Origin of the sequence: Delftia sp. Lp-1 (assembly GCF_020523835.1) — a bacterium.
Taxonomy (GTDB): Bacteria; Pseudomonadota; Gammaproteobacteria; order Burkholderiales; family Burkholderiaceae_C; genus Comamonas; species Comamonas acidovorans.
This window is the reverse complement of the sequence record NZ_JAJALJ010000001.1, coordinates 1,299,307-1,323,043: the sequence shown is the minus strand read 5'-3', so window position 1 is coordinate 1,323,043 and position 23,737 is coordinate 1,299,307. Positions and strand designations below refer to the sequence as shown.

Annotated in this window: 18 protein-coding genes; 6 read left to right on the top strand and 12 right to left on the bottom strand. The window is 65.5% G+C overall.

Annotated elements, in window-relative coordinates; translation table 11 throughout:
- The first annotated feature begins 133 nt into the window (after positions 1-133).
- On the top strand, positions 134-1,873 hold the full coding sequence (locus LGR64_RS05770; RefSeq protein ID WP_141834546.1) for a hypothetical protein: 1,740 nt from the start codon (positions 134-136) through the stop codon (positions 1,871-1,873).
- Positions 1,870-3,237, top strand: coding sequence for an MATE family efflux transporter (locus tag LGR64_RS05765; RefSeq protein ID WP_141834543.1), 1,368 nt, complete (start codon positions 1,870-1,872; stop codon positions 3,235-3,237). Before LGR64_RS05770 ends, LGR64_RS05765 begins: the two co-directional genes overlap by 4 nt.
- Positions 3,238-3,267: 30 nt before the next feature.
- Here the strand turns inward: LGR64_RS05765 and phoR are convergent, their stop codons facing one another.
- The 7 genes from phoR to pstS all read right to left on the bottom strand — a co-directional run bounded on the left by phoR (position 3,268) and on the right by pstS (position 10,062).
- On the bottom strand, positions 3,268-4,662 hold the full coding sequence (gene phoR, locus LGR64_RS05760) for a phosphate regulon sensor histidine kinase PhoR (protein WP_012206711.1): 1,395 nt from the start codon (positions 4,660-4,662) through the stop codon (positions 3,268-3,270).
- 116 nt (positions 4,663-4,778) lie between these two features.
- A complete protein-coding gene (gene phoB / locus LGR64_RS05755) occupies positions 4,779-5,474 on the bottom strand; it encodes a phosphate regulon transcriptional regulator PhoB (protein ID WP_012206712.1) in 696 nt (231 codons plus the stop codon).
- Between the two features lie 20 nt (positions 5,475-5,494).
- Positions 5,495-6,196 carry a phosphate signaling complex protein PhoU gene (gene phoU / locus LGR64_RS05750; protein ID WP_012206713.1) on the bottom strand — a complete coding sequence of 234 codons (702 nt, stop codon included), beginning with the start codon at positions 6,194-6,196 and terminating at the stop codon, positions 5,495-5,497.
- Positions 6,197-6,209: 13 nt separating this feature from the next.
- A complete protein-coding gene (gene pstB, locus LGR64_RS05745; RefSeq protein WP_012206714.1) occupies positions 6,210-6,992 on the bottom strand; it encodes a phosphate ABC transporter ATP-binding protein PstB in 783 nt (260 codons plus the stop codon).
- Between the two features lie 38 nt (positions 6,993-7,030).
- Positions 7,031-7,894: a phosphate ABC transporter permease PstA gene (gene pstA / locus LGR64_RS05740; RefSeq protein WP_034398840.1), complete on the bottom strand. Its 864-nt coding sequence runs from the start codon at positions 7,892-7,894 to the stop codon at positions 7,031-7,033.
- A 17-nt stretch (positions 7,895-7,911) separates the two neighbouring features.
- Positions 7,912-8,850 carry a phosphate ABC transporter permease subunit PstC gene (gene pstC, locus LGR64_RS05735; protein WP_012206716.1) on the bottom strand — a complete coding sequence of 313 codons (939 nt, stop codon included), beginning with the start codon at positions 8,848-8,850 and terminating at the stop codon, positions 7,912-7,914.
- A 171-nt stretch (positions 8,851-9,021) separates the two neighbouring features.
- On the bottom strand, positions 9,022-10,062 hold the full coding sequence (pstS, locus tag LGR64_RS05730; RefSeq protein WP_012206717.1) for a phosphate ABC transporter substrate-binding protein PstS: 1,041 nt from the start codon (positions 10,060-10,062) through the stop codon (positions 9,022-9,024).
- A gap of 245 nt (positions 10,063-10,307) precedes the next feature.
- Here pstS and LGR64_RS05725 point away from each other — a divergent pair, with 245 nt between their 5' ends.
- Positions 10,308-11,792: a Ppx/GppA phosphatase family protein gene (locus tag LGR64_RS05725; protein ID WP_141834541.1), complete on the top strand. Its 1,485-nt coding sequence runs from the start codon at positions 10,308-10,310 to the stop codon at positions 11,790-11,792.
- 62 nt (positions 11,793-11,854) lie between these two features.
- Here LGR64_RS05725 and ppk1 read toward each other — a convergent pair whose 3' ends face one another.
- Positions 11,855-14,302, bottom strand: a complete 2,448-nt coding sequence (gene ppk1, locus LGR64_RS05720; protein WP_034396140.1) for a polyphosphate kinase 1 — start codon at positions 14,300-14,302, stop codon at positions 11,855-11,857.
- A 212-nt stretch (positions 14,303-14,514) separates the two neighbouring features.
- Between ppk1 and LGR64_RS05715 the strand changes: the two genes are divergently transcribed.
- A complete protein-coding gene (locus LGR64_RS05715; RefSeq protein ID WP_013801468.1) occupies positions 14,515-15,495 on the top strand; it encodes a Ppx/GppA family phosphatase in 981 nt (326 codons plus the stop codon).
- 119 nt (positions 15,496-15,614) lie between these two features.
- The gene (locus LGR64_RS05710; RefSeq protein WP_034396146.1) at positions 15,615-17,468 is read left to right on the top strand and encodes an EAL domain-containing protein; all 1,854 of its coding nucleotides are present in this window, start codon (positions 15,615-15,617) and stop codon (positions 17,466-17,468) included.
- Between the two features lie 108 nt (positions 17,469-17,576).
- Here the strand turns inward: LGR64_RS05710 and glmM are convergent, their stop codons facing one another.
- The 4 genes from glmM to LGR64_RS05690 all read right to left on the bottom strand — a co-directional run bounded on the left by glmM (position 17,577) and on the right by LGR64_RS05690 (position 22,662).
- Positions 17,577-18,920 (bottom strand): phosphoglucosamine mutase, encoded by a 1,344-nt coding sequence (gene glmM / locus LGR64_RS05705; RefSeq protein ID WP_141834536.1) that lies wholly within the window; start codon positions 18,918-18,920, stop codon positions 17,577-17,579.
- Positions 18,921-18,936: 16 nt separating this feature from the next.
- Positions 18,937-19,773: a dihydropteroate synthase gene (folP, locus tag LGR64_RS05700; protein WP_141834533.1), complete on the bottom strand. Its 837-nt coding sequence runs from the start codon at positions 19,771-19,773 to the stop codon at positions 18,937-18,939.
- A gap of 142 nt (positions 19,774-19,915) precedes the next feature.
- A complete protein-coding gene (ftsH, locus tag LGR64_RS05695) occupies positions 19,916-21,838 on the bottom strand; it encodes an ATP-dependent zinc metalloprotease FtsH (protein WP_016447469.1) in 1,923 nt (640 codons plus the stop codon).
- A 170-nt stretch (positions 21,839-22,008) separates the two neighbouring features.
- Positions 22,009-22,662, bottom strand: a complete 654-nt coding sequence (locus LGR64_RS05690) for an RlmE family RNA methyltransferase (RefSeq protein ID WP_141834530.1) — start codon at positions 22,660-22,662, stop codon at positions 22,009-22,011.
- A 737-nt stretch (positions 22,663-23,399) separates the two neighbouring features.
- Here LGR64_RS05690 and LGR64_RS05685 point away from each other — a divergent pair.
- The gene (locus LGR64_RS05685; protein ID WP_133073611.1) at positions 23,400-23,735 is read left to right on the top strand and encodes a hypothetical protein; all 336 of its coding nucleotides are present in this window, start codon (positions 23,400-23,402) and stop codon (positions 23,733-23,735) included.
- Positions 23,736-23,737: the final 2 nt, after the last annotated feature.

The following is a 23,737-nucleotide window of genomic DNA, read 5'->3' as shown; positions in this document are numbered from 1 at the left end:
GGCAGCACGGGCAACCGCGCTGCCCTTTTGTTTTTCGCAGTCCGGCCAATCCATGGCGGCCAGGCATGCCCCATTCTTTTCGAGGCCTTTGCTTCGCGTATTCTTGCGCCCTCCGTTGCAGAAAGTCCTGTGAGTGAACCAGCCCACCCCTGCCATCGTTGCCCAAAGCGCCGTGCGCCGCCTGCCCCGCTGGTCGCTGCTGCTGCTGTGCCTGGCCTATGTCGTGCCCGGATATGTGGGGCGCAGCCCCTGGCGCATGGCCGACATGGAGGCCTTCGGCTACATGCGGGAGCTGGCCCTGGGCCATACCTCGTGGCTGGCACCGCGCATGGCGGGCCTGCTGCCCGAATCCGAGGGCCTGCTGTCGTACTGGCTTGGCGCGCTGGCCATGCAGGGAGCGCCTTCCTGGCTGAATCTGGAGATGGCGGCACGCCTGCCCTTCATCGCCATGCTGGTGCTCACGCTGACGGCCACCTGGTGGGGCGTGTACTACCTGGCGCGCACGCCGGGCGCGCGCCCCGTGGCCTTTGCCTTTGGCGGCGAGGCACAGCCCACCGACTATGCGCGCGCCATGGCCGATGGCGGCCTGCTGGCCCTGGTGGCCTGCCTGGGCCTGGCCCAGCTTTCCCATGAAACCACCAGCTACATGACCCAGCTCGGCTGCGCGGCCCTGCTGTTCTTTGCCGCCGCAGCCATGCCCTACCACGGCCGCACCGCCATGCTGGCGCTGCTGCTGGGCCTGCCGGGCCTGGCGCTGAGCGGCGCGCCGACAGTGGCCACGCTGTTCGGCCTGGGCGGTGCGACCATGGCGTTTTTCTCGCGCACCTGGGGTGACGAGCCCTCGCCCGCGCCGCGCGAGGCGCGCATCTGGACCGCGCTGTGGCTGGGCGTCACGCTGCTGGCGGCTGCACTGTCCTTGTGGCTGGACCAATGGGCCTGGCGCCTTGTGGACAGCGGCACCGCCAAGGAATGGCAAAGCCTGGTCAGGCTGCTGCTGTGGTTCAGCTGGCCGGCCTGGCCGCTGGCCATGTGGACCCTGTGGGTCTGGCGCCGCCAGATCGCCGCGCCTCGCCGCTATCCCCATCTGGCGCTGCCGCTGTGGTTTGCCGTCATTCCGGTGATCGCTTCGCTGAGCACGCTGCCTGCGGACCGCGCCCTGCTGCTGGGCCTGCCCGCCATCGCCACGCTGGCAGCCTTTGCCCTGCCGACGCTGCGCCGCAGCATCAGCGCCTTGATCGACTGGTTCACCCTGCTGTTCTTCAGTGCCGCCGCCATTGCCATCTGGGTGATCTGGCTCTCGCTGCAGACCGGCATTCCCGCAAAGCCGGCCGCCAATGTGGCCAGGCTGGCTCCGCAGTTCACGCCGGAATTCTCGGTGTTCTCCTTCGCCGTGGCGGTTGCCGCCACCTTGGCCTGGTGCGTGCTCGTCGCCTGGCGCACATCGCGCAACCGCGCCGCCATCTGGAAGAGCCTGGTGCTGCCGGCCAGCGGCGCCACGCTGGGCTGGCTGCTGCTGATGACGCTGTGGCTGCCGCTGCTGGACCACGCGCGCAGCTTCGAGCCGCAGATGCGCCAGGTGCTGGCCGAACTGCCCAAGGACGGCAGCTGCGTGCAAACCTATGGCCTGCCCCGCGCGCACATTGCGGCGCTGCGCTTTTACGGCGACATTGACACCCAACGCCTGAGCATGGCCGGCGCCGCCCGCTGCGACTGGATGGTGGCCGAGGAAGAAACCTGGCTGGACCCGCACAGTGCGCGCCTGCAGGGCACCTGGGAAACCGTGGCCCGCGTGGTGCGCCCCACCGATCGCAAGGACTTCCTGCTGGTCTTGAAGCGCAGGCCCGAGGCGAGCCGAGCCCAGGCCAGGCCATGAGCCAGCCCGCGCGCGCGCCACTGGGCACCGAACGGCGCACCATCGCCCAGCACGCGCTGACCGTGCTGGCCGGGCAACTGGCGGTGATGGCCTTCGGCGTGACCGACACCATCGTGGCGGGCCGCTACGCCGAAGAAGCGCTGGCAGCGCTGTCCGTGGGCTCGGCCATCTTCGTGAGTGTCTATGTCTCGCTGATGGGCATCTTCCAGGCCCTGCTGCCGCTGTGGGCCGAGCATCGCGGCGCCGGACAGCCCGAGGCCATAGGCCGCACGCTGCGCCAGGCCATGTACATGCTGCTGGCCGCCTGCGCCCTGGGCATGGGCGTGCTGCTGTTTCCCGATGCGCTGCTGCGCTGGGCCGATGTGCCGCCACCGCTGCAGGTGGAGGTGCGGGCCTATCTTTCGGTGCTGGCCTGGAGCCTTCCAGCCGCGCTGCTGTTTCGCATCTACAGCACACTGAACCAGGCGCTGGGCCATCCCCTGCTGGTGACCTGGCTGCAGCTGCTGTCGCTGCTGCTGAAAATCCCCCTGTCGATCTGGCTGGCCTTTGGCGGCGCCGGCCTGCCTGCGCTGGGCGCCGAGGGCTGTGCCTGGGCCACGCTGCTGGTGAACTACGCCATGGTTGCCCTCGCATTCGTGCTGATGCGCAGCCAGCGCCTGTATGCGCCCCTGGCGCTGTGGCAGCGCATGGAGCTCCCGAACTGGCCGCAATTGGCACAGTTCGCTCGACTGGGCGTTCCTGCAGGCCTGGCAATTTTGGTGGAGGTGACCTCGTTCACGCTGATGGCCTTGTTCGTGGCGCGCCAGGGCACGCTGTCCTCGGCCAGCCACCAGATTGCTGCCAATCTTGCAGCGCTGTGCTACATGGTGCCCCTGTCCCTGGCGATTGCCACCAGCGCGCGGATCAGCTACTGGCGTGGCGCGGGGGACGAGGCCATGGCGCGCCGCCTTGTCACCATGGGATGGCGGCTTGCGGCAACGGGTGGACTGGTGCTGGCCTCGGCACTGTTCCTGTCCCGCGAGGGCCTGGCCCGCATCTACAGCAGCAACCCCGAGGTGGTGGCCACTACCGCCAGCCTGCTGGCCTGGGTGGCTGCCTACCATGTGGCCGACGCCGTGCAGACCTTCTGCCTCTTCGTGCTGCGCTGCTACCGCATCACCGTGGCGCCGCTGGTCATCTACTGCCTGCTGCTGTGGGGCGGCGGACTGGCCGGCGGATACTGGCTGGCCTACGGCACGGACAGCGCCCTGCCCGCCTGGCTGCACCATGGCACGCCCGTCCCGTTCTGGGCCAGCAGTGCCTGTGCGCTGCTGGTGACGGCCCTGGTGTTCAGCGCCATCGTGCGCAAAGCCACAAGCCGCTGAACGGCAACGGCCGTTCACACGGGGCCACGCCTATGCGGCGCGGCTTTCGCGGGCCTCGCCGACTTCGCGTGTGCCTGGGGCCGCGATGCGGACGCGGCTGGCCGGAAAGGTCACGGAAAACTCCGACCCCTGGCCCGGCGCGCTGGTGATGCCCAGCTTGGCGCCATGGCGCTGCAGCACGTGCTTGACGATGGCCAGGCCCAGGCCCGTGCCGCCGGTATCGCGCGAACGGCTGCGGTCCACACGGTAAAAGCGTTCTGTCAGGCGCGCCAGGTGCTTGGGTTCGATGCCTGGCCCGGAGTCCTGCACGGCAAAGCGTGCCGATCCATCAGGCAGGCTCTCCCAGGTCACCTCGATGCGCCCGCCTGCCGGCGTGTAGCGCATGGCGTTGGCCAGCAGGTTGGAGAAAGCGCTTTGCAACTCGGCGCTGGCGCCGGCCACCTCACCGGCCTGCGCCAGCATCTCGGCCGACGGAAAGCTCAGCGCATGCGGCAGGGATTGCTTGCGCGTGAGCATGGAAGACAGGCCGCGCGCCTCGTTCTCGCAGCGCTGCATCAGCTGGGCCACGGGCACCCATTCGTTGCTGCTGGGCAAGGGGCTGCCCTCCAGGCGCGACAGCGCCAGCAGGTCTTCCACCAGATGCTGCATGCGCTCGGCCTGCTGGGCCATCAGTCCCAGGTAGCGGTTGCGCTCCTCGGGCTCCAGCGGCAGGTTCTGCAGCGTCTCCACAAAGCCCACGAGCACGGTCAGCGGCGTGCGGATTTCATGCGAGACATTAGCCACGAAGTCGCGGCGCATGGCCTCTGCCTGCTCCACCGCGGTGACATCGCGCGCCAGCAGCAGCTTGCGCCCTTCGCCATAGCCATACAGCTGCACCGACAGCTTGACGGGCCGCGAGGCCGTGCTTTCGCGGCCCTGCATGACCAGGTCGCGTGAGAAATCCTGGGTGGCGAAATAGGCGCTGAACTCGGGGTCACGCACCAGGTTGCCAATGCTTTGCAGCAGGTCGCGTTCGGCATCGAAGCCGAACTGCCGCGCCGCAATCTGGTTGCACCATTCGATGCGCCCATCGGCGTCCAGCAGGACCACGCCATTGGGGCTGGCCTGCAGGGCGGAAAGAATGTCGTTGAGGCGCTGATCGCCCTGCTGCACCTGCTGCACGCTCTGGCGCAGCCACCGGCGCATGCGCACACTGGCCTCACCCCAGATGCCGCTGAGCTCGGGCGCCTCCCGCAGCTCCGACTGGCGCAGCCAGGACAGCAGGCGCATGGCGTTCCAGCTGTCCACCAGCCACCAGATCCAGCCCGCGCACAGCGCCCCCGTCAGGGCCGCCACGGCCTGGGCGGCCATGCCGGGGCTGGAGGCGGACATGACGCCCCAGAGCCACCAGCCCAGCAATGCGCCCGCGATCTGGGACGCCAACAAGCGAAAACCTCGCCAACCCATACTTGCGCCTTCTTTGCGTTGTATTCGCTGCCCGGGGCAGCGGCGCCCTGGCATGACCCGTGAAGGCCATGCGTGGATTCATGCGGAAAAAGGCCTCAGGCCAGCGCCTGCGCGCTGAGCCGGTAGCCGGCGCCGCGTACCGTTTCGATCAATGCACCGGCCATGCCCAGCGCCTCGCGCAGCCGCTTGACGTGCACGTCCACCGTGCGCTCCTCGATGAAGACGTGATCACCCCAGACCTTGTCCAGCAACTGGGCACGGCTGTGCACGCGCTCGGGGTGCTTCATCAGATAGTGCAGCAGCTTGAACTCGGTGGGCCCCACCTTGATCATGTCGCCCTGCCAGCTCACGCGGTGCGCGGCGGCATCGAGCACCAGCTCGCCGATATTGACTTTGTCCTGAATCTGCTCGGGCGCACGGCGCCGCAGCACGGCACGGATGCGCGCGAGCAGTTCCTGGGTCGAGAAGGGCTTGGTGATGTAGTCATCGGCGCCCGCATCGAGCCCCGCCACCTTGTCGGGTTCATCGCCGCGCGCCGTGAGCATCAGAATGGGCACGGCCTTGGTGCGGCTGTCCGCGCGCCATTTGCGCGCCAGGGACAGGCCGCTGGCGCCGGGCAGCATCCAGTCAAGCAGGATCACGTCGGGCAGCACGGCATCCAGCTCGCGCTGAGCCGTCACGCCATCCTCGGCCCAGACCGGCTGGAAGCCGTTGTGCCGCAGGTTGACAGCGATCAGCTCCGCGATGGCGGGCTCGTCCTCGACGATGAGGACCATGGGCATCTTCTTCATCCGTTGTTCGCCTCCGGCACTTACAGCACTGCCGACTCAATGGCATCCATGGTCTGGTGACGGACATCCTTGCCCTCCACCAGATAGATGATCAGCTCGGCCACATTCTTGGAATGGTCGCCGATGCGCTCGATGGCCTTGGCCAGGAACAGCAGGTCCAGGCTGGCCGAGATGGTGCGCGGGTCTTCCATCATGTAGGTGATGAGCTTGCGCACGAAGCCGTCGAACTCCTGGTCGATCAGATCATCTTCCTTGAGGATGGCCACGGCAGCCTTGGTATCCAGGCGTGCAAAGGCGTCCAGCGTCTTGCGCAGCAGGCCCGAGGCCATCTCGGCCGCCGTGCGCAGGTCGCCCGTGGGCAGGGAGCGCGCAGCACCGCTTTCGATGATGGACTTGACCATGCGCGCCATCTTGTGCGCTTCATCACCCATGCGCTCCAGATTGGCCGTGGCCTTGGAGAAGGCGATCAGCAGGCGCAGGTCGCGCGCCGTGGGCTGGCGCCGGGCGATGATGGACGAGAGCTCGTGGTCGATCTCCACTTCCATGGCGTTGACGCGCTTTTCCGCGGCATCGACCTGCTCCACGGCCTCGATGCTGAAGCGCGACAGCGCATAGACCGCCTGGCGGATCTGGGACTCGACCAGGCCGCCGAGCTCCATGACGCGCGCAGAGACGCGGTTGAGTTCGCTGTCGAACTGGCTGGAAAGGTGTTTTTCGTTCATCGATTGCTCCTGCTCAGCCGAAGCGGCCTGTGATGTAGTCTTCCGTTTCCTTGCGCTGGGGCTTGAAGAACATCTGCTCGGTGTCTCCGAATTCCACCAGATCGCCCAGGTACATGTAGGCCGTGTAGTCGCTGCAGCGCGCTGCCTGCTGCATGTTGTGCGTCACGATGACGACGGTGTAGTCGTTCTTCAGCTCGGCAATCAGCTCCTCGATCTTGGCCGTGGAGATCGGGTCCAGGGCCGAGCAGGGCTCGTCGAGCAGCAGCACTTCGGGCTTGATGGCAATGCCGCGCGCGATGCACAGGCGCTGCTGCTGGCCGCCGGACAGGCCCGAGCCGCTTTGCTGCAGCTTGTCCTTGACCTCGCCCCACAGGGCCGCCTTGCGCAGTGCCCATTCCACACGGTCGTCCATGTCGGAGGAGCTGAGGTTTTCAAACAGCTTCACGCCGAAGGCGATGTTGTCGTAGATGGACATGGGAAACGGCGTGGGCTTCTGGAAGACCATGCCCACCTTGGCGCGGATCAGCGCCACGTCCTGCTTGCTGGTCAGCAGGTTCTCGCCGTCCAGCATGATCTGGCCTTCGGCGCGCTGCTCGGGGTACAGCTCGAACATGCGGTTGAAGGTGCGCAGCAGCGTGGACTTGCCGCAGCCCGACGGGCCGATGAAGGCCGTGACCTTCTTTTCGGGGATGTCCAGGTTGATGCCCTTGAGGGCGTGGAACTTGCCGTAGTAGAAGTTCAGGTCGCGAACCGTCAGCTTGGAGGAGTTCAGCGCGGTGGAAGAGGTCGCAGTCATTGCGTGATCCTTGTCCTTGTTGATTGCTTATTGCTGCATTACTTCTGGCGGGTCAGGAACCGCGCCAGGATATTGAGACCGAGCACCGCCACGGTGATCAGGAACACGCCGGCCCAGGCCAGTTGCTGCCAATTCTCGTAGGGGCTCATCGCGAACTTGAAGATCGTCACCGGCAGGCTGGCCATGGGCTTGGACAGGTCGGCATTCCAGAACTGGTTGTTCAGCGCCGTGAACAGCAGCGGAGCGGTTTCCCCGGCAATGCGGGCCACGGCCAGCAGCACGCCGGTGATCACGCCGGCACGCGCTGCACGCAGCGTCACCATGATGATGACCTTCCACTTGGGCGTGCCCAGCGCGTAGGCCGCTTCGCGCAGACTGGCAGGCACCAGCACCAGCATGTTCTCGGTGGTGCGGATGACCACGGGAATCACGATCAGCGCCAGCGCCACCACGCCCGCATAGCCGGAAAAGCTCTTGAAGCGCGCCACGACCACGGTGTAGACGAACAGGCCGATCACGATGGAAGGTGCCGACAGCAGGATGTCGTTGACGAAGCGCGTGGTATTGGCCAGCCAGCCGCGCGCATCGTATTCGGCCAGGTAGACACCGGCCATCACGCCGATGGGCGTGCCGACGAAGGTGGCCAGCGCCACCATGATCAGCGAGCCGAAGATGGCGTTGGCAATGCCGCCCGCCTCATTGGGCGGAGGCGTCATTTCGCTGAACAGCGCCAGGCTCAGGCCGCCGATACCCAGCGTGATGGTTTCCCACAGGATCCAGACCAGCCAGAACACGCCGAAGGCCATGGCAGCCAGCGACAGGGTCAGCGCCACCTGGTTCACGCGCTTGCGCTTGGCGTACTTAGCCTGGCGCACGCGCGTCAGTTCGGCGGCATTGATCATCTTGGTGGAGGTGCTGCTCACGAGCGGGCTCCTTCATTCTTCTGCAGACGGTTGAGCAGCACCTTGGAGCAGGCCAGCACCACGAAGGTGATGAAGAACAGCACCAGGCCCAGATAGATCAGCGAAGCCTGGTGCAGGCCTTCGCCCGCTTCGGCAAACTCGTTGGCCAGCGCCGAGGTGATGCTGTTGGCAGCCTCGAAGACCGACAGCGAGTTGAGCTGGTTCATGTTGCCGATCACGAAGGTGACGGCCATGGTCTCGCCCAGCGCACGGCCCAGACCCAGCATCACGCCACCGAGCACGCCGGTCTTGGTGTAGGGCAGCACGACCTTCCAGACCACTTCCCAGGTCGTGGAGCCCAGGCCGTAGGCCGACTCCTTGAGCAGGGCAGGCGTGACTTCGAACACATCGCGCATCACCGAGGCGATGAAGGGGATGATCATGATGGCCAGGATGATGCCGGCCGACAGGATGCCGATGCCCACGGGCGGGCCGGACACGAAGGCTTCCAGATAAGGAACGCCCTGAAACAGCTTTTGCAGCGGCTGCTGCACATAGGTGGAGAGCACGGGACCGAAGACCATCAGGCCCCACATGCCGTAGACGATGGAAGGCACGGCGGCCAGCAGCTCGACGGCGGTGCCCAGCGGGCGCTTGAGCCAGGCGGGCGACAGCTCGGTGAGGAACAGGGCGATGCCAAAGCTCACGGGCACCGCAATCAGCAACGCGATGGCCGAAGTGGCCAGCGTGCCGTAAATCATGACCAAGCCGCCATATTCGTTGCGAACGGGGTCCCAGACGCTGCGACCCAGAAAGCTCAGGCCGTATTCATAGATGGCGGGCCAGGCGCCGACCAGCAGCGAAGCCAGGATGGCCAGCAGCAGGCCCAGCGTCAGCAGCGCGGCCAGACGCGCGAGAGCGCCAAACAAGCGATCCGCCACGCGCCCCGACAGCATCGGGGGGCGTAGCGGAGAAGGTGTGCGTCGCTGGGAAGCCTGTGCAGAGGCGGCCAGCGAGTTCGAGGGCGACGTTGTGGACACGTGAGGCGCCTTTATTCGCGGTTTGTGGGGAGATCAGGGGGGCCATGATGCACCTGCCGGCGGTGCGCCACGGCCCCTTTTCAGGGTTTACTTCAGGGAAATCGCGGTACCCGAGGCGTCCTTGACTTGACCCCAGGATTGGAAGATCACGTTCTTGACTGCGTCAGGCATGGGCACGTAGTCCAGGTCGGTGGCGGTCTTGTCGCCGGACTTGTAGGCCCACTCGAAGAACTTCAGCGAGGCAGCGGCCTGTGCGGGCTTGTCCTGGGCCTTGTGCATGATGATGAACGTGGCCGAGGTGATGGGCCATGCATCCTTGCCGGGCTGGTTGGTCAGGATCTGGTAGAAGCTCTTGGCCCAGTCGGCACCGGCGGCAGCGGCCTTGAAGGTGGCGTCGTCGGGCGACACGAAGGCGCCGCCAGCGGTCTGCAGCTGCGTGTAGGTCAGCTTGTTTTGCTTGACATAGGCGTACTCGACGTAGCCGATGGAGTTGGGCAGGCGGCCCACGAAGGCGGCCACGCCTTCATTGCCCTTGCCGCCGGCACCCGTGGGCCAGTTCACGGCCTTGCCTTCGCCAACCTTTTCCTTCCACTCGGCATTGACCTTGGACAGGTAGTTCGTGAAGCCGAAGGTGGTGCCCGAGCCGTCAGCACGGCGCACGGGAGCGATGGTGGCGTCAGGCAGGGTCACGCCGGGGTTCAGGGCCTTGATGGCCTCGTCGTTCCACTTGGTGATCTTGCCCAGGTAGATGTCGCCCAGCACCTGGCCGGTCAGCTTGAGCTGGCCGGGCTGGATGCCCTTGATATTGACCACGGGCACGATGCCGCCGATCACGGTGGGGAATTGCACCAGGCCCTTCTTGGCCAGTTCGTCGTCCTTGAGCGGCTCGTCCGAAGCACCGAAGTCCACGGTCTTGGCTTCGATCTGCTTGATGCCGGCGCTGGAGCCCACGGACTGGTAGTTGATCTTCACGCCGGTGGCCTTGTGGTAATCGGCGGCCCACTTCGAGTACAGCGGCGCAGGGAAGCTGGCGCCGGCGCCGGTGGCTTCCTGCTGGGCCAGGGCCTGGCCCATACCGCCCGCAGACAGAGCACCAGCCACCAGAATGTGAATCACAGACAACTTCATGTACAGACCTCTTAGGGGTTGAAAGATGCGATGACTGGACTGTAAGAAGGCTTTGTGACATTGATATGACACGAAGAAAAGGCGTCACAAATGCTGGGCCATAGTCTGTAAGACCCAGGTCATCGCGGTGTCACAATTCCGTCTTAGTCTTGTGCCTCGCACGAGCTGGCACCAGACAAGCGCAGCCCTGCCACCCGGCACCGCTGCGCACTCCTGCTCGACGAATCTTGATTGGCGTTTCTTTCATGGCACCAGAATCCCTGCTCGCCGCCGTTGACCTCGGATCCAACAGCTTTCGCCTAGAAATAGGCCGCGTCGGCAGCCACCAGCGCATAGAGCGCGTGGAATATCTCAAGGAGACCGTGCGCCAGGGCAATGGGCTCAACGAGCACCATGAGCTGACCGACGAGGCCATGCAACGCGGCTGGGACTGCCTGGCACGCTTTGGCGAGCGCCTGGCCGGCTTTCCTGCCGACCAGGTCCGCGCCGTGGCCACACAAACCCTGCGGGAGGCCCGCAACCGCGATGTCTTCATCGCACGCGGCAGCGCCCTGCTGGGCTTTCCCATCGAGGTCATCTCGGGCGAGGAAGAGGCCCGGCTGATCTATCGCGGCGTCTCCAGCCTGTTGCCACCCTCGCAGCAGCGGCGCCTGGTGGTGGACATTGGCGGCCGCTCGACCGAAGTCATCATCGGCCAGCATGGCGAGGCGCGCCAGGTGGCCTCCTACCCCATAGGCAGCGTCGCCTGGAGCACGCAGTTCTTTGGCGAAGGCACGCTGTCGCGCGCACATTTCTCGGCCGCCATCAAGGCCGCACAGGCGGCCCTCACCCAGACCGTCTCGGCCTACCCGGCCACTGCATGGGACTGCGCCTATGCCTCGTCGGGCACGGCCAACGCCGTGGGCGACATCCTGGCTGCCAACGGATATTCCGGCGGGCTGATCACGCCCGACAGCCTGCGCTGGCTGCATGAACAGCTGATGGAGGCCGGCCATGTGGACCGCATCCGGCTGGCCGGACTCAAGGAAGACCGCCGCGCCGTCATCGCCGGAGGCCTGAGCATCCTGATTGCGGCCCTGGGCCTGCTGGGCATCAATGAACTGGAAGTCGCCCAGGGCGCGCTGCGCCAGGGCGTTTTGCACGACCTGCTGGAGCACGAGCCCCCCGCCGACCGCGAGGCAGCCGAAATTGCCGCGCTGCAGCAGGACTTCGGCATTGACGCCCCGCATGCGCTGCGCGTGCGCAAGGTGGCACGCTGGGCCTGGCAATCGCTGCACGCACAACAACCGCCCGATGTCCTGTCCACGCATGCACTGGACACGGCTGCCAGCCTGCACGAGATCGGCATGCGCATCTCCCTGAGCGCCTACCACCGGCACGGTGCCTACATCACCGAGCACTGCGGTGCCGCGACATGGCCTGTGGAACTGCGCGCGCGCATCACACAGCTCGTGCTCGGCCACCAGGGCAAGCTGCGCAAGCTGGAAGCCGCCATCGAGGACCAGGCCGTGGCCTGGCCCCTGCTGGCACTGCGGCTGGCCGTGCAGCTGTGCCATGCCCGGCGTGACCCCGATCTGCAGGGCATGCGCCTGCATCGCTCGGACAGCGTCTTTCACCTGACCGTGCCGGAAGGCTGGGCCAAAAGCTATCCCCAGTCCGCCCAGTTGCTACGCACCGAGGCCGTGGCCTGGCAGAAGACGCCCTGGACCTTGCAGCTGCATCTGCACTGAGCACGGCCACCCGCTTCGGCTTGCGCCGGGGGATGGCGCGGGGCGGCCGGCCGTGACGCAGCTCAGACCTGGGGCCCGTAGCGCTCCATCAAGGCGCGCTGCGCACCCAGGCCCGTGGTCGGATAGGGTGCACGCTGGTAGGCGCCATTGGCCTCCAGGGTCCAGGCATCGCGGTTGTCATACAGGCCAGCGACCAGGCATTCGTCTATCACCTGCTGGCGCAGCACGGGGTCGCGCACGGGCCAGGCCAGTTCCACCCGGCGCATCATGTTGCGGTTCATCCAGTCGGCGCTGGACAGCAGCAGCTCCTGCTGCTTGCCCCAGGCAAAGTAGAAGACGCGCGAGTGCTCCAGGAAACGGCCGATGATGGAGCGCACGCGGATGTTGTCGGTCCAGCCCTTGCGCTGCGGCGGCAGCATGCAGGCACTGCGCACGATGAGATCGATGCGCGCGCCCTGCTGGCCGGCACGCACCAGGGCCTGCATGAGCAGTTCGTCGGTCAGCGCATTCATCTTGAGCACGATGCGCGCCTCTTCGCCGCGCTGCGCCGCCTCGCCCACCTGGTTGATCAGCGCCAGCATGCGGTCGTGCAGCTGGAACGGCGCAATCACCAGCTGGTGCAGCTTGGGCAGGCGGTTGTGGCTGGACAGGTGGCTGAATACGGCATCCATATCGGCCGTGATCTGCGCATCGCAGGTCAGCTGGCTGATGTCCGTGTACAGGCGCGCCGTGCGCACGTTGTAATTGCCGGTGGACAGGTGTCCATAGCGCTTGAGCTGTCCGCTGCGCTTTTCGCGGCGCGTGATCAGCAGCATCTTGGCGTGCGTCTTCAGGCCCAGCACGCCGTAGACCACCTGGGCGCCCAGGGCCTCCAGCTTCTCGGCGGAGTTGATGTTGGCCTCTTCGTCAAAGCGGGCCTTGAGCTCCAGCACGGCCAGCACCTCCTTGCCGCGGCGCACGGCCTCGGCCAGCAACTGCATGATTTCGGAGTCGGACCCGGTGCGGTAGATGGTCTGCTTGATGGCCAGCACCTCGGGGTCGTTGACGGCCTCGCGCAGCAGCTCCAGCACGCCGTCGAAGCTCTCGAAAGGCTGGTGGATCAGCACATCACGCTTGCGGATCTGGGCCATCACCGAGCGGCCCGGCTGCAGCTGGCGCGGCCATGCCGGCCGCCACGGCGGGAACAGCAGTGCGGGGTCATCGACCAGATCGACCAGCTGCGACTGGCGCACCAGGTTCACGGGCCCCTTGACGCGGAACAGTGCCTCGGTCGGCAGGCCGAACTGGCCCAGCAGCAGGTCGGACAACATGGGCGAGCAGGCAAAGGACACCTCCAGCCGCACGGCCTGGCCGTAGTGGCGGTGGTGCAGACCCTGGCGCAGCGCCATGCGCAGGTCGCTGACATCGTCCTCATCCACCGCCAGGTCCGAATGGCGGGTGACACGGAATTGCGCGAACTCCGCCACCTCACGCCCCGGGAACAGCTCGACCAGATGGGCGCGCACGATGCTGGAGATGCTCACGAACAGGCGCTGCTTGCCCGCGATCTTCTCCGGCAGGCGCACCAGGCGAGGCAAGGCACGCGGGACCTTGACGATGGCCACCTCGTTGGCGCGGCCAAAGGCATCGACACCCTTGAGGCGCACGATGAAGTTCAGCGCCTTGTTGGCCACCTGGGGAAATGGATGGGATGGGTCCAGGCCCACCGGCATGAGCAGGGGCTGGACTTCGCGCAGAAAGTATTCGCGCACCCATTTGCGCTGGGCGCTGCTGCGCTCGCCATGGGAGACCACGCGTATGCCCTGCCCCGCAAAGGCAGGAATCAGCGATTGGTTGTACAGCGTGTACTGGCGCAATACCAGCTCATGCGCCTTGTCCATCAGCGAGCGAAAGCTCTGCAGCGTATACAGGCCCTTGGCGTCGCCGGCCTTGGCCGCCGTCACATGGGGGGCGCAGCGCACCTCGAACCATTCGTCGAGATTGGAAGAGACGATGCACAGGTAGCGCAGCCGCTCCAGCAGCGGCACATCCTCGCGCACAGCCCAGTCCAGCACGCGTTCGTTGAACGCCAGGATGCAATGGTCGCGGTCCAGAAACTGTTGTTGCTGCTGCTGTTGCACTTCACCGCTTTCGGCTGTGGCGTACAGGCCAGTGTATGCCGCGGCGACCAGCCCCGCAGCAGAGACCGGGGCAGACGCTGGCATCGCCTGGCCCTGCAATTCCAGCAGGGCGGTGGAAAGGCTTTTGGCCAGGGGCATCATCGGGACATTCAAGGGTGCAGAGACGGGTATGGGCGCTGTCTCGCGGGCCATGCCCAGCGAGGCCGGCCCTGCGGGCATGGTGCGCAGCCCCTGTTCATGTTCTGGTTCGGCAGGCGCGGCAGAGGCGCTGGCGGGAATCGGCGTGAATGTCTGGGGCATGGATGCAGGGGCCCGGCCTGTGCAGGACCCGGTAGTCACCCCGTGGACCGGGGATTCGGGCAGTCTGCCCCGGGTTTGTGACATGTTCATGACATAAATCCCGCCCACGCATGACACCTGTCATACAAGCGACTTCCGGCAAGGAATGGCTGCGCTGTCGCTGTCATGCAAAGGTCATGACCAGGTCACGCAGCCACGAGGGCCACGCTGTATCGCCAGGGTGCTAAGCTCACTGCCATCCCCCTGGATGGCGTTGGCTGCTGCAAACCTGCCGCAGCCGTGTCGTCGTCCGCCTTTCGCGCATGCCCTCTTCCAATCCCCCCGAAAGCCGCCTGGCCGCCATCGACATTGGCTCCAACAGCTGCCTGCTGGCCATGGCCCGCAGCGACGGCGCAAAGGTACAGCTGTTCAGCCACCGCAAGGAAGCCATACGCCTGGGCAGCGCCCTGGACGCACAGGGAGCCCTGAGCCTGGAGGCCATGCAGCGTGGCTGGGCCTGCCTGGAGCGCTATGCGCAGGTGCTGGGCGACCTGCCCCGCCACCGCGTTCGTGCCGTGGCCACGCAGACGCTGAGAGAGGCATCGAACCGCCAGGTCTTCCTGGACGAAGGCCAGCGCATCCTAGGCTGCGCCATCGAAGTCATCGACGGCGAGGAAGAAGCGCGCCTGATCTATCGCGGCGTCGCCCAGTTGCTGCCGCCCGGTCCCCAGCGGCGGCTGGTGGTGGACATCGGTGGCCGCTCGACCGAGCTGTGCCTTGGCCAGCAGCGGCAGGTGCTGCAGGCACGCTCCTTCGCCTTCGGCAGCGTGACCTGGGCATTGCGCCACTTTCCCGATGGAGAGCTGTCGGCCCAGGCACTGTCCCAGGCCGAAGCGGCGGTGGCCGACATCATTGCGCCCGAAGCCGCGCGGTTTGCCGCCGGGCAGTGGAGCCATGCCTATGGGTCCTCCGGCACAGCCGGTGCCATCGTCAAGGTGCTGGCCCATGCACCCGATGGCACGGCCGGCTGGATCACGCGGCAGGGATTGGACTGGCTGCAGGCGCAGTTGCTGCGTGCAGGGCATGTCAGCCGCGTGAACATGGACGGGCTCAAGGAAGAACTGCGCCCCATGATCGGCGGCGGCATGAGCGTGATGCGGGCGATCTTCTCCAGCCTGGGCATCGAGCGCATGCGCGTGACGCATGGCGCACTGCGGCATGGCGTGCTGTATGAGCTGGCCGATCGGCTGGATGCCGAAGCCTCCGGAAAACACAGGCGTAGGCAAGTTGCACCCGGCCCCTGATGGCCCATGACGGCCCAGGCCCTGCTTGCGTCAGGGAAGGCCGATGGAGTGTTTTTCGCACAAGTGCTACACTTTGTAAGCTTCCCACCCTCCCTCCATTACCGCCCCACCGCTTCGCCATGTCCGCGCCGACGATTGCGTACGACCCTGTACTCGAACGTCCGTCTTCGATGATGGCGGCGTCCCTGCAACGCAGTCTGCGCGAGCAGCAGGCCCTGCTCGACAATGCTGGCGTCGGCATCGTCTTCATTCGCCAACGCGTCATCGTCCGCTGCAACCAGTGCTACGCAGACATATTCGGCTACGCGGGCGAGCATGCGCTGGTGGGCATCAACAGCGAACATCTGCATCCCAGCCGTGATGAGCTGCGCAGCCTGGGACGCGAGGCCTACCGCACGCTGAGCGCCGGCCTGTCCTTTCGCACGCAGCGCCGCCTGCGCCGCAAGGACGGCAGCCTGTTCTGGGGAGAGCTCACGGGGCGGCTCATCAATCCGGGCGATGCGCGCGAGGGATCAATCTGGATCGTGAGCGATATCGACGACCGCCTGCGTGCCCAGCAGGCCCTGAGCCAGGCCCACGAACTGCTGGAGCAGCAGGTGCGCGACCGCACACGCGAACTCAGCGCCACGGTGGAGAACCTGCACCGGGAGATTGCCGACCGCAAGCTGGACCAGGAACGCATCTACTGGATGGCGCACTACGACGCGCTCACCGGCCTGCCCAACCGCACGCTGCTGGCCGAGCGCAGTGCCCGCGCCATCGAGCTGGCCAAGGCCAACGACACGCCGCTGGCCGTGATGTTCCTGGACCTGGACCACTTCAAGCATGTTAATGATTCGCTGGGCCACCGCGTGGGCGATGCCTTGCTGGTGGAGATTGCCCGACGCCTGCGTGCCGTCGTGCGCGACCGCGATACGGTGGCCCGCATCGGCGGTGACGAATTCGTGCTGCTGCTGCCCGGCGCCAATGCCCAGGGTGCGGCCCGCGTGGCCGGCAAGCTGCAGGAGGCGTCGCGCCAGGCCTACCAGATCGACCGTCATGAGCTGACCATTGCGCCGTCCATGGGCATTGCGCTGTACCCGCGCGACGGCCACGACATCGACTCGCTGACACAGGCCGCCGATGCGGCCATGTACCACGCCAAGCAGGCCGGCCGCAACACCTACCGCTTCTTCACGCCGCAGATGCAGGCCCAGTCCCTGCGCGCCCTGCAACTGGAGAACGCGCTGCGCCGGGCGCTGGAGCGCAATCAGCTGTATCTGCACTATCAGCCGCAGATCACGCTGAGCACGGGCCGCGTGCGCAGCGTGGAGGCGCTGCTGCGCTGGGAGCACCCGGAACTGGGATCGGTCTCGCCGGCCGAGTTCATTCCCGTGGCCGAGGACAGCGGCCAGATCCTGCAGATCGGCGAATGGGTGCTGCGCAGCGCCATGCAGCAGTTGCAGGTCTGGCGCAATGCGGGCCTGTGCGACCTGAAGGTGGCCGTGAATCTTTCGGCCATCCAGTTCCATCAGCAGCAACTGCCCGAGATCATCAACCGCATCCTGCTCGACAGCGACCTGCCGGCCGATTCTCTGGAGCTGGAGCTGACCGAGGGCGTGGCCATCCATGATCCGCGCCAGGCGACGGCCACCATGGACCGGCTGCGCGAGCACGGCGTGCGCCTGGCCATGGATGACTTCGGCACCGGCTATTCATCCCTGAGCCAGCTCAAGCGCTTTCAGATCTACAAGCTCAAGATCGACCAGTCCTTCATCCAGGACCTGGACCACGACAGCAACGACCGCGCCATTGTCAGCGCCATCATCCGCATGGCCCAGGCCCTGGGCATGCAGACCACGGCCGAGGGCGTGGAGACCGAGGCGCAGCTGGAGTTCCTGCGCGAGCAAGGCTGCGATGAAGCCCAGGGCTACCATTTCAGCCGCCCGCTGGCACCTGAGGCGCTGGAGTCCTTCTTGCGCAGCCAGGGCTGACCGGGCCGCATCACCGCGCGCATCGCATCACCTCGCGCACCGGAATCCAGACGAAAAAAAGCCGAGGAATGAAGCCTCGGCCTTCCATGCACAGGAGCGCGCAACCGCTCAGGCAACCGGCGAATTCTTGGCCACGCTGGCCAGGCGCTCGGCACAGCGGCTGGCCTGATCGCCATCGCGCGCCTCCACCATCACGCGCAGCAAAGGCTCGGTGCCGCTGGCGCGGATGAGCACACGCCCGGTATCGCCCAGCTCGGCCTTGACGGCCTCGGTGGCCTCTTCCAATTGGGTGTTGCGCTTCCAGTCCTGGCCCGGCTGCAGCCGCACGTTGAGCAGCACTTGGGGAAACAGCTGCACGGACGACAACCACTGCGACAGGCTCTTGCCCGAGCGCACGCAGGCCTGCAGCACCTGCAGCGCGCTGACCAGACCGTCGCCCGTGGTGTGCTTGTCCAGCGCCAGCAAATGGCCCGAGCCCTCACCGCCCAGGGTCCAGCCCTGGCGGTGCAACTCTTCCAGCACATAGCGGTCGCCCACCTTGGCACGCACAAAGCCCACGCCCTGGGACTTCAGCGCCACCTCCACGGCCATATTGGTCATCAGCGTGCCCACGGCGCCCGGCACGGCCTCGCCGCGCGCCAGCCGGTCGGCCGCCATCAGATACAGCAGCTCGTCGCCGTTGTAGAGCCGCCCTGCCGCATCGACCAGCAGTAGCCGGTCGGCATCGCCATCCAGCGCCACGCCGAAATCGGCCTTGTTGGCGCGCACGGCCAGCACCAGAGCCTCGGGGTGCGTGGCACCCACGTCTTCGTTGATGTTCAGTCCATCGGGCGCACAGCCTATGGCCACCACATCGGCCCCCAGTTCATGGAAGACCTTGGGTGCGATCTGATAGGCCGCGCCATGGGCCGCATCGACAACGATCTTCACGCCCTTGAGCGTGAGTGCATGGTCAAAGGTGCTCTTGCAGAACTCGATGTAGCGCCCTGCCGCGTCTTCAAGGCGCCGGGCCTTTCCCAGAGCGGCAGAGTCGGCCCACACGGGATCTTCGGTCAAGGCCTGCTCGACCTCTTCCTCCCAGGCATCGGGCAGCTTGGTGCCCTGGGCGCTGAAGAACTTGATGCCGTTGTCGTAGTAAGGGTTGTGGCTGGCGCTGATGACCACGCCCAAGCTGGCGCGCTGGGCGCGCGTCAGGTAGGCCACGCCCGGGGTGGGCAGGGGACCGAGCAGCATCACGTCCACGCCGGCCGAGTTGAAGCCGGACTCCAGGGCACTTTCCAGCATGTAGCCCGAGATCCGGGTGTCCTTGCCGATCAGCACCATCGGGCGGGCTTCCTTGCGCCGCAGCACACGGCCCACGGCGTGCGCCAGACGCAGTGCGAAGTCGGGGGTGATGGGCGAGCAGCCCACCAGACCGCGAATTCCATCGGTACCAAAATATGTGCGTGCCATAGTGCTCCTTTGTTGTTCAGTTGTTGTCGTGCATGGTCTGCCAGACCGTCAATGCCGCCACCGTATCGGCCACGTCGTGCACGCGCACCACGCGCGCACCCCGCTCCACTGCCAGCAGCGCCGCCGCCACACTGGGCACCATGCGCTGGCCCTGCGCAAGGCCACTGACCTGCCCGAGCGAGCCCTTGCGCGACCAGCCCGCCAGCAGCGGAAAGTCTAGGCCCAGCAATTCCTGCTGGCGCGCAAGCAGCGAAAAATTCTGTGCCACGCTTTTGCCGAAGCCGATGCCGTAGTCCCAGACAATGCGCTCGCGCGCCACGCCCCGGGCCAGCAGGGCATCGGTGTGCAACTGCAGGAAATCGCGCACGGCGGGCACGGCATCGCCTTGCATGGGCGTGGTCTGCATGTCCTGCGGCGTGCCATGCATGTGCATGAGACAGATGCCGCAGCGCGGGTGCGCGGCCACCACCTGCTGCGCGCCCGGCTGGCGCAGCGCCCAGATGTCGTTGACGATGTCGGCCCCCAGATCCAGCACGGCCTGCATGACCTCGGGCTTGTAGGTATCGACGGAGACAGGCACGCCCAATTGCACCGCGCCCTGCACCACGGGCAGCACGCGCCGCAATTCCTCATCCAGCGGCACGGCCGGTGATCCGGGCCTGGTGGACTCGCCGCCGATGTCGAGGATGTGCGCACCTTCACCGATCAGCTGCTCTGCATGCCGCAAGGCCCGCTCCACGGTGTTGTGCCGCCCGCCGTCGGAAAACGAGTCGGGCGTCACATTGACGATGCCCATGACCAGTGGACGCTGAAGGTCTAGAACAAAGCGCGAAGTCTGCCATTGATGCGGCATGGGATTTCCTGAAGGTAGGCGCTTGCCGGACCGGGCCCCTCGCTCGGCCACCGCTGTGGGCGATTGAACACATCCTGCAAGCAAAGCAAAAGGGCCCCTCGGGGCCCTTTGCATGGGATTGGCAGATTCTGCGTCAAGCAGATCAGGCCGTGGTGGGCGCAGGGTCGGCATCCACTGCCGGCGTGCCGCCGGACGAGTTGCCACCGTCGGAAGACGGCGGGTTGCGCGGCACCCAGTCCTTGGGAGGACGCGGCTCGCGGCCGGCCATGATGTCATCGAGTTGCTCGGCGTCGATGGTTTCCCAGTCGAGCATGGCCTTGGCCATGGCATGCATCTTGTCGGAGTTGTCCTCGATCAGCTTGCGCGCCAGTCCGTACTGCTCGTCGATGATGCGGCGAACCTCCTGGTCCACCTTCTGCATCGTCTGCTCGCTCATGCTGTTGGTCTTGCTCATCGAGCGGCCCAGGAAAGGCTCGCCTTCCTGCTCCGCATAGACCATGGGGCCCAGCGCGTCGGTCATGCCGTAGCGCGTGACCATGTCGCGTGCGATCTGCGTGGCCCGCTCGAAGTCGTTGCTCGCGCCCGTGGTCATCTGGTTCATGAACACTTCTTCGGCAATGCGTCCACCGAACAACATGGCGATCTGGTTGAGCATGAACTCCTTGTCGTAGGAGTAGCGGTCCTTCTCGGGCAGGCTCATCGTCACGCCCAGCGCACGGCCGCGCGGGATGATGGTGACCTTGTGCACGGGATCGCACTTGGGCAGCAGCTTGCCGATCAGTGCGTGGCCCGCCTCGTGGTAGGCGGTGTTGCGGCGCTCTTCCTCGGGCATGACCATGCTCTTGCGCTCGGGGCCCATGATGATCTTGTCCTTGGCCTTCTCGAAATCCTGCATCTCGACGGTACGCGCATTGCGGCGCGCGGCCATCAGGGCTGCTTCGTTGCAGAGGTTGGCCAGATCGGCGCCCGACATGCCGGGCGTGCCGCGGGCGATCACGCCCGGATTCACGTCCTGGCCGACAGGGATCTTGCGCATGTGCACATTGAGGATCTGCTCGCGGCCGCGGATATCGGGCAGCGTCACATACACCTGGCGGTCGAAACGGCCGGGGCGCAGCAGCGCCGCATCCAGGATGTCCGGACGGTTGGTCGCAGCAACGACGATCACGCCGAGGTTGGTCTCGAAGCCGTCCATCTCGACCAGCATCTGGTTCAGGGTCTGTTCACGCTCATCGTTGCCACCGCCCAGGCCTGCGCCGCGCTGGCGGCCCACGGCGTCGATTTCATCGATGAAGATGATGCAGGGTGCGTTCTTCTTGGCGTTCTCGAACATGTCGCGCACACGGGCCGCGCCCACGCCCACGAACATTTCCACGAAGTCGGAGCCCGAGATGCTGAAGAACGGGACCTTGGCCTCGCCCGCAATGGACTTGGCCAGCAGCGTCTTGCCGGTACCCGGAGGCCCGACCAGCAGCAGGCCACGCGGAATGCGGCCGCCGAGCTTCTGGAATTTGTTGGGGTCCTTCAGGAAGTCCACGACTTCCTTGACCTCTTCCTTGGCTTCGTCGCAGCCTGCAACGTCGGCAAAGGTCACGGTGTTGTTGTTCTCGTCCAGCATTCGCGCCTTGCTCTTGCCGAAGCTGAAAGCACCGCCCTTGCCGCCACCCTGCATCTGGCGCATGAAGTACACCCACACGCCGATCAACAGCAGCATGGGGCCCCAGCTGACGAGCAGGGTCATGAGGACCGAGCCTTCTTCGCGGGGCTTGACGTCGAACTTGACGTTGTTGTTGATCAGGTCACCCACGAGCCCGCGATCCAGGTAGGTGGCTGTGGTGCGCACCTTGCGGTCATCGTTGGTCGTGGCCACGATCTCGGTGCCGCCGGGGCTTTCCTGGATGGTGGCGCTCTTGATGCGGTTGCTGCGCACCTCTTCCAGGAACTCGGAGTAACCGACATGGGACGCGCCAGCGCCGCCACGGGTGTCAAATTGTTTGAACACCGTAAACAGCACCATGGCGATGACCAGCCAGACGGCAATTTTTGAAAACCACTGATTGTTCAAGCGGGGCTCCAATGGGGATACAGATAAAACGACTTCCAGCGTGCTCGAAGCGTATTTGCGGTCCATTTTAGGTGTTTCAAGCTGGCTGGTCGCCTATATCCCTCTATAGCAGCCATAGCTTGAATGCGGTCTTGACCCGCGTCAGGGCCGCGCCGGGCGGCTGTGCAGGGCTACTTGAGCCCCATGCCCACCAGAAACGTCTCTGAAGACTTGTCGCGCGAGGACTTGGGCTTGATCGGCTTGACCACCTTGAAGGTCTGCCGGAACAGCGCTACCAGGCCGTCGTAGGCCCCGCCGTGGAAGAGCTTCACGACCAGGGCCCCTTCAGGTTTCATATGGTGGATGGAGAAATCAACCGCCAGCTCCACCAGCAGCGCAATGCGCGCCGCATCCGTCGTTCCGTTGCCCGACAGGTTGGGAGCCATGTCGGAGACCACCACATCGGCCTTGCCGCCGCCCAGCGCCTCCTGCAGCTGCGCCAGCACCGGCTCCTCGCGAAAATCGCCCAGAATGAACTGCACGCCCTCGATGGGCTCCATGGGCAGCAGATCCAGCGAGATGATCCGGCCATTGAGCGCGCCCACCGCCGCGCCTTCTGGCGACAGGCAGCGGCGCACATACTGGCTCCACGCCCCTGGCGTAGAGCCCAGATCCACCACCGTGGCACCCGGCCGGATGAGCTTGAGCTGCTCGTCGATCTCCTTGAGTTTGTAGGCCGCGCGAGCGCGGTAGCCGTCCTTCTGGGCGGCTTTGACGTAAGGATCGTTGACGTGGCTGTTGAGCCAAGCCTTGTTGACCTTCTTGCTTTTTGTGTTGACTTTCATACTTTTAGTATGGACTTTCATTTCTTCTTCCGACTCGTGGTCGATCGGCATGCTTCCGAGCACGGCCAGGACACCTTGTTCGACCTGGTCTAGTGCTCCCTTGATCAGGGCTTCGTGTTCGACATCATCGCTCAGGCCCGATGCCATGCCTTCGATGAGGATTCGTACTGCCTCTTCACGCATGCCTGCTGCTGCGGCGATTTGCGCGTGCTTCTGATAGCTGCAGGGCCTGCCCTTCTTGAAGCCGCTGATATGGGTCTCGGGTATGCCCAAGAGGTGGGCAAGCGCCTTCTGGCTGCCTACAGCACGTGTTGCGGCCTCAATTGTTTCAGCAATAGACACACTTTGCCTCTCTTGCAAAAAAGTTACTAGTCATGGTATCTTCGGCTCATTGATTACCACAGATGGTCATTGCCATCGAAGGTAATTTTCTCACAGGAGCCGCCAGCATGCCTTTTCGATCTTCCTCATGTCCTCTGCCTGGTCAGCGAGACCAGGGCGTGCGCCTGGCGGCTCCCGCCACGGTCGGCCAGGTGGGGGGCACCTCATGCGCTTTTTTGCATGCCCCCGGGCAAGTCTCTCGGGACAGTTCCGAGCCGGCCAGCTCGGCGCAATCCGCGGGGCATGCACCGTGACAGCCCTGCACGCTTCCTCGCGTGCGGGAAAGCGTAGAGCGCTGTTGCTCGCATAGCCCGAACTGCGCGGGATTTCACTACGCAGTCTGTCAAGGAAACACCATGTCTACACCCCTGCCCGCATTCATCAAGGTCCTGGTCGTGCAAGAGGTCCGCAAGGGCACCGGCAAGAGCGGCAAGCCTTACGAATTTCAAGAGGTCGATTGCCTCACTCTCGATGCGGACGGCGTCGAACTGCAGGTCGGCGTTACGCCCGTGCCTGCTCCCCTGGTCGGCAAGATCACGCGGGGCCTGTATGCCCCCGTCTACGGCATGCGCGTTGATTTCCAGTCTCGCAAGATCATGCCCGCCATCGTTGACTTCACGCCCGTGCCGTCGCTCGCACCTGTGGGCCGTGCTGCACCTGCCGCTGCAGCGCCTGCTGCACCGAAGGCTTAGCC

Coding starts and splice junctions, on each gene's coding strand:
- LGR64_RS05765 (WP_141834543.1), top strand. CDS start 1,870: ATGAGCCAGCCCGCGCGCGCGCCACTGGGCACCGAACGGCGCACCATC.
- phoB (WP_012206712.1), bottom strand. CDS start 5,474: ATGAAGAAGATGCCCATGGTCCTCATCGTCGAGGACGAGCCCGCCATC.
- phoU (WP_012206713.1), bottom strand. CDS start 6,196: ATGAACGAAAAACACCTTTCCAGCCAGTTCGACAGCGAACTCAACCGC.
- pstB (WP_012206714.1), bottom strand. CDS start 6,992: ATGACTGCGACCTCTTCCACCGCGCTGAACTCCTCCAAGCTGACGGTT.
- pstA (WP_034398840.1), bottom strand. CDS start 7,894: ATGATCAATGCCGCCGAACTGACGCGCGTGCGCCAGGCTAAGTACGCC.
- pstC (WP_012206716.1), bottom strand. CDS start 8,850: ATGCTGTCGGGGCGCGTGGCGGATCGCTTGTTTGGCGCTCTCGCGCGT.
- pstS (WP_012206717.1), bottom strand. CDS start 10,062: ATGAAGTTGTCTGTGATTCACATTCTGGTGGCTGGTGCTCTGTCTGCG.
- LGR64_RS05725 (WP_141834541.1), top strand. CDS start 10,308: ATGGCACCAGAATCCCTGCTCGCCGCCGTTGACCTCGGATCCAACAGC.
- ppk1 (WP_034396140.1), bottom strand. CDS start 14,302: ATGAACATGTCACAAACCCGGGGCAGACTGCCCGAATCCCCGGTCCAC.
- LGR64_RS05715 (WP_013801468.1), top strand. CDS start 14,515: ATGCCCTCTTCCAATCCCCCCGAAAGCCGCCTGGCCGCCATCGACATT.
- LGR64_RS05710 (WP_034396146.1), top strand. CDS start 15,615: ATGTCCGCGCCGACGATTGCGTACGACCCTGTACTCGAACGTCCGTCT.
- glmM (WP_141834536.1), bottom strand. CDS start 18,920: ATGGCACGCACATATTTTGGTACCGATGGAATTCGCGGTCTGGTGGGC.
- folP (WP_141834533.1), bottom strand. CDS start 19,773: ATGCCGCATCAATGGCAGACTTCGCGCTTTGTTCTAGACCTTCAGCGT.
- LGR64_RS05690 (WP_141834530.1), bottom strand. CDS start 22,662: ATGAAAGTCAACACAAAAAGCAAGAAGGTCAACAAGGCTTGGCTCAAC.
- LGR64_RS05685 (WP_133073611.1), top strand. CDS start 23,400: ATGTCTACACCCCTGCCCGCATTCATCAAGGTCCTGGTCGTGCAAGAG.